This window comes from Lysobacter enzymogenes, assembly GCF_017168095.1.
Classification (GTDB): Bacteria; Pseudomonadota; Gammaproteobacteria; order Xanthomonadales; family Xanthomonadaceae; genus Lysobacter; species Lysobacter enzymogenes_D.
Genome location: NZ_LXSD01000438.1, coordinates 1 through 5,780 on the forward strand (window position 1 = coordinate 1; position 5,780 = coordinate 5,780).

Consider the following 5,780-nt stretch of genomic DNA (forward strand, 5'->3'; position numbering starts at 1 on the left):
CCGCGGCGAGCGCGGCCGGCGCAAGGGTGGCGGCCGCCGCCTGTCCTTCGGCGGCGACCGGACCCTGCGCATCCTCATGGGCCGCCGTTCGTCCCTGATGGCGGCCCATGAGGTACACGGCGACGAGCGCGGCCAAAGCGAGGGCAATGGCCGCCGCGGTCCGGACGCGCTTGAGCGGGACGGATTCGGCGCCGGTCATGCGTCCGGCCCCTCCTCCGCAGCGCGCGCGGTTCGCTGAGTCGTCGCCAATGGTCCTTACTGCTCGCTGTCCAGTACGTACTGCGCGGCCGCGATCGAGGACTTGCCGCTCATGATCGCGGTGTTGGTGCCGGCGGCCGCCGGCAGGCCGACCTTGAGGTTGACCGCGCCGGAGACCAGCGCGTCGAGCAGCGGGGTCAGGATCGGCAGCCCCAGCGCGATATTGCCGCAGCCGCTGGCCTTGGGCACGGCGAAGGAGTTGTCGACCAGGGTGTTGTCGTCGACCTGCAGGTAGCCGATGAAGTTCGGCTCGTCCGTCCACACCGTGTAGGCGGTGCCGGGGTTGCCGGAGATCGGCTGGTTCGGCGGCGGCGGCGCGGTGGTGCCGGTCTGCAGCTTGAGCACGATCGGATCCTGCGCCGTGCCGATGTAGCAGCTGCCGCCGAGGAACGGGTTCTGCAGGTGCACGCGCACCGCCAGGCGGGCGACGGTCGGGTCGCTGCCGTCGGTGGGCGGGTACAGCGCATTGCCGAAGTTGGTCTGCACCGCCTGCACCGGCTCGATCGTCGCGCTGACGTCGTTGACCGCGCCGACGATGGCCCAGAACGCGGTCCACAGCGGGCCGGGCCAGTTCGGCGCCGGGTTGACGATGCCGAGCAGGCCGCCGGGCACCTTGGCCGGCGGCGCCGACAGCGTCGGCGCGCCGACCGCGGCGTAGAACGGCGACGGGCCGAGGCTTTCGATGCCGCCCTGCATGACGATGGGCTTGTCGATCGGCATGGTGGTGCTGCCGATCTTGAGCGTGCCCGAAGTGGTGGTGTTGAGGACGCAGCTGCCGACCGCCGGGTTGGTGTACGGGCAGAACTTGAACATCGCATACGGGCCCGACGGCGTGCCGGCATGGGCGGCCGACGCGCTGGCGAGCGTCAGCGCCGCCGCCAGTGCGGCCGTGCGTAGCGGAGTCTTGCGCATTCTCGAATCCTCCTGAAAGTTTGGTGCGGCCGGGGCGCATGGACAAGAAGGGGAGGAAACGCTCCTCCCCTGCGCCGAAGTCCGTCTCGGCCGATCGCCGCGTCCGGCGCATCGCGAAGCCTGCCCTCCCTTCGCGCCACGCATGAAGCGCGAAGGGCGCCGGCCCGCGCCGGGCGCGGTCGGTTTTGACCGGGCTCAGCCGGTCAGATCACCCGGACCGGGGTGCTCGGCGACAGCGCGCCGCCGTTCTGGGTCTGCACCGAGCACGGGCCGAGCGCGCCCTTGAACACGAAGCGGTTGGAACCCGAGCCGGAGGACTCCAGCACGCCGTTGATCGTGCCCGAGCCGGTCGTGCTCGGGCAGGTCACGTTGAGCGGCGCCGGCAGGAAGATGCGGATGCCGGAGATGCTGACGCTCGACAGCGCGCCGGTCAGGGTCGGCGCGCCGGTGAACGGCGGATTGGCGCCGGTGTAGCCGCCGGCGGCGCCCGGGGTCATGCCCCAGGCGAAGTTCGAGGCGACGATGCCGTTGCAGGCCGAGGAACCGGTGAACGAAGCGCCGGTTACGGTGGCCGCGCCGCCGCTGAGGTTGACCGTGAAGGTCGCCGTGCACGGCAGGCTGTTGCCGAGGTAGCTGGCGGTGGTCGGGCCGCTGAAGGTGACGGTGCCGCTGTTGACCCAGGCCGAACCGTTCCACAGCTCGAACGAAGCCGCGGACGCGGAGGTGGCGCCGCAGATCGCGGCGGCCGAGACCAGGGCGAGGATCGAATGCTTGAGCTTGGACATTGCGTGTATCTCCTGTGAGGCGTCGAGTTGGGCGGGCGTGCGGGCCCGCGCGGGACTGTCACGGATGAAGCGGCGCCGTGGCTGCGCTGCCTGGGAGCTGCGGTGCCTGTCTGCAGCATTCAGGCGATTGCCGGCCGCCGCCCGCGCGCGCGGGCGGCGGGGTTGGATCAGAAGAACCCCTTGCTCACGGTCAAGCCGATGATGCGCGGGTCCTGGATGAACACATTGCTGGTCAGACCGGTGTCGTCGCTGTTCATGAAGGTGCCGGTGATGGCCTTGCCGCCGAGCGCGTTCTTGACGTACAGCTGCACCGCCAGATCGCTGTCGATGTCGCGCCAGGTCAGCGAGACGTTGACGTTGCCCCAGTCGCGCAGGCGGTCGATCTTGTCTTGATAGATGCGCGCCCAGCTCGGGCCCTGGTAGTACAGGTCCGCGCGCACGGTGAAATCGCCCTTGCCGGTCATGAAGGTGTACTGCGGGCTCAGGCTGGCGGTGATGTGCGGCGCGTTGGGCAGTTCGTTGCCGCCGACGTTCTTGGCGAAGCCGGCGCCGCCGTTGGGCGCGTCCTTGGCCGGGTCGTAGGTGAAGCCGTACACGCCGTCGTACGGGCCGCCCGGCGAGAAGCCGGCGCCGTTGAGCGGCAGGTTGGTCGAGCAGAAGCTGTTGAGGATGTTGGCGGCGTTGTTGAACGGCGGATCCAGCGGATAGGTCGCGTCCAGCACCGCCTTGACGTATTCCTTCGGCGCGATGCAGTTGGACGCCAGCTGCAGCCACGGCTTGACCACCACCCAGTCGGCGTTGCCGGCGGTGCGGTCCATCACGTCGATGGAGTACTGGTTGGAGCCGATCCGGGTGCGCAGCAGGCCGACGTTGCCGCTGAGCTGGAACGCATCGGTCGGCTTCCACACCGCTTCGAGCTCCGCGCCCCAGGTCTTGGCGTCGAAGTTCTCGTTGAGGGTGGCGCGGTCCTGGATCTGCGAGACCTGGTAGTCCTTGTAGTCGTTGTAGAACAGCGTGCCGTTGAGGACGAACTTGCCGCCGGCCATGACGTTCTTCATGCCGACTTCGAAGGCGTTGACGAACTCGGGCTTGAACTCGGCGCTGCGCTGCTCGAAGCTCAGCGCGGCCGGGTTGGCGCCGATGCCCGGCGAGTTGGTGCCGCCGGCCTTGTAGCCGCGCGAAGCCGAGGCGTAGAACATGGTGCTGTCGGTCCACGACAGGTCCGGCGACCAGTCCAGCACCAGCCGGCCGGTGGGCTCGTTCCAGGTCTGGCGGATCTTCGGCAGCGCCGGATAGCCGTAGCCCACGTAGCCGCCGAACAGCTGCGGCACGCCGGTGGTGCCGGTGGAATCGGCCAGCAGGGTCTGGGTCGGATACGGCGTGGTGATCTTGCGGTCGTTGGTGAAGCGCACGCCGGCGGTCAGGCGCAGGTTGTCGCGCAGTTGCCAGTAGCCTTCGCCGAAGATCGCCGCCGACTTGGTCTCGGCCAGATTGCGGCTGCGGAAGTAGTTGTGGCCCTGGCCGTTGATCGAACCCAGCGGATTGGGATCGATGTAGACGCAGGGGATCACGTCGCCGGTGTTGGGATCCACGCGCGTGGCCGATCCGGCCGGACAGCTGCCCGGGCGCTGGCCGGCGCCGTTGCCGTTGAAGAACAGGTCGGCCAGCGCGGTGATCACGTTGCCGAACACGTAGTAGCTTTCGTCGACCTTGTATTCCAGGTAGTTGGCGCCGACGCTGAAGTTGAACATGCCGTCGAAGGACGACTGCAGGCGGAACTCCTGCGACCACTGCTTGCTGTAGGAATCGACCACGTCGGCGATCAGCAGGCGGTCCGAGCAGCCCAGCTGCGGATCGCAGTACTTGCCGTCGGGGAACGCGTTGTAGGCCGGCTCCGGGCCGTCGGGTCCGAAGATCGACACGCCGTTGGAGGTGTTGGTGAAGATCGGATTGGACTGGAAGCGGCCGTAGTCCTGGGTCGAGTAGTACTTGTCGCGGGTGTACAGGGTCTGCGAGACGAAGCGCAGGTGCTCGCCGACATCGGCGCCCAGGTTGAACTGGAGGATGTCGTTCTTGGCTTCGAACTTGGGATCGTAGGAGGTCGCGATCTTGCGCAGGTCGTGCGATTGGGTCACGCCCTTATAGGGGTCGAGCCCGCGCGGAATCATCGAGGCGATGTCGAGGAAGTTGCCGTCCGGATCCAGGATGTAGCCGATGCCGGTGCTCTGCGCGCCGAACACGAACGGGATGCTGGCGCCGTTGGGCACGCCGAACGCGCCGTCGTCGTACAGCGAGCCGTCCTTGCAGCCCTGGCTCATGTAGTTGCGGTCGATCGCCGACACCGTGGTGCTGCCGAAGGCGAGCGGGCCCGGGTCGTTGTGGCACAGCTGCTTGCCGGTGCGCGAGCGCCGGTCGTCTTCCTGGAAGTGCTCCCACACCAGGCTGGCGTCGAATTTCTCGCTGGGCTTGAACGCGAACGACACGCGCGTGGACAGCAGGTCGCGGTCGTTGACGTCGCGACCGGTCACCTCGTTGTGGTCGAAGCCGTCGCGCTTGGTGTACTGCCCGGCCAGGCGGAAGGCGAAGGCGTCGGTCAGCGGCACGTTGACCATGCCGGTGACGCGGCGGGTGTCGTAGTTGCCGACCTCGCCCTTGACGTTGGCTTCGTAACCGTCGGTGTTGGCCAGGTTCGGGATCATGTTGACCACGCCGGCGGTCGCGTTGCGCCCGTACAGCGTGCCCTGCGGGCCGCGCAGCACTTCCACCCGCTCCACGTCGAGGTATTCCTGCTCGAACAGGCGGTTGCGGATCATCGGCGTGCTGTTGAAGCTCACCGCCACCGCCGGGTCGGTGGTCACCGACAGCGCCTGGGTGCCGATGCCGCGGATCTGGAAGTTGTAGCTGGCGAAATTGGTCTTGGAGAAGGTGACGTTGGGCGTGGCGGTGACCAGGTCGCCGCCGGTTTCGATCTTGCGGTCGCCCAGGTCCTTGCCGCCGAAGGCGCTGATCGCGATCGGCACCTTCTGGATGTTCTCGACTTTCTTCTGCGCGGTCACCACGATGGTGTCGAGGGTGGTCGCGTTGGGGTTCCTAGCGGGGTTTGCGGTCGCTACCGGCGCCTGTTGGTCGTCTTGCGCTTGCGGGGAGGCCGCCGCCGGCTGCGTCTCGGCGACCTCTTGCGCGTTTCCCTGATTCTCCTGCGCGGCGGGCGCGGCGCCGCTGGCGCCGGCGGCCGCGGCGGCGCCGGTGTTGCTGATCAGGATCGCGCCGGAGGCGTTGGTGGCGTAGCTCAGGCCGGTGCCGTCGAGCAGTTCCTCCAGCGCCTGGCGGTTGCTCTTCTCGCCGCGCACCGCGCGGCCGGTCTTGCCGGCGGCCAGCTCCGGCGCGTACAGCAATTGCGTTCCGCTCTGGCGCGCGTACTCGGACAGGGCGGTGTCGAGCCGCTGCTGAGGAATGTCGAAGCGCGCGTTCGCCGACGAGCGCTCGCCGGCATAGGCGGCCATGCACGGCAACAGCGCGAGGAACAACACGGCCCGTCGCGATGCGCTCAGCAACGATTGTTTCTGAACTCGCAATTGCATTCGTTCTCCCCTCTTTCGGATGGCCGGCCGCGTGTGCCCGCGGCCTGGTTACCTAGATACAGACGCGCCTGCGCACGAAACCCGAACCTCGCATCGCGATTAATTTCGCCGCGCAACTTGTTGTACCGGCGAGTTTTGTTTTGCGCTGCAGCAGTCGCGGCGTGCGCGCTCGCCGCGCGCGCGAACGCGCGACGCGCGTGAGGCGGCGCGCGCGGCACGATCGGCGGGGAAGCGGCCGCGCCGG

The 5,780-nt window shown here is 68.3% G+C and carries 5 protein-coding genes; all 5 read right to left on the reverse strand.

Annotated features, from left to right (window positions below):
• Nucleotides 1-199: hypothetical protein (locus A7A76_RS18795; protein ID WP_206412639.1), on the reverse strand; the 199-nt coding region annotated here is incomplete at its 3' end.
• A 56-nt stretch (nucleotides 200-255) separates the two neighbouring features.
• The gene (locus A7A76_RS18800) at nucleotides 256-1,170 is read right to left on the reverse strand and encodes a hypothetical protein (protein WP_206412640.1); all 915 of its coding nucleotides are present in this window, start codon (nucleotides 1,168-1,170) and stop codon (nucleotides 256-258) included.
• 203 nt (nucleotides 1,171-1,373) lie between these two features.
• Nucleotides 1,374-1,955 (reverse strand): hypothetical protein, encoded by a 582-nt coding sequence (locus A7A76_RS18805; protein WP_206412641.1) that lies wholly within the window; start codon nucleotides 1,953-1,955, stop codon nucleotides 1,374-1,376.
• A 167-nt stretch (nucleotides 1,956-2,122) separates the two neighbouring features.
• Nucleotides 2,123-5,485, reverse strand: coding sequence for a TonB-dependent receptor domain-containing protein (locus A7A76_RS18810; RefSeq protein WP_206412642.1), 3,363 nt, complete (start codon nucleotides 5,483-5,485; stop codon nucleotides 2,123-2,125).
• Between the two features lie 17 nt (nucleotides 5,486-5,502).
• On the reverse strand, nucleotides 5,503-5,780 hold a 278-nt coding region (locus A7A76_RS18815; RefSeq protein ID WP_206412643.1), incomplete at its 5' end, for a hypothetical protein.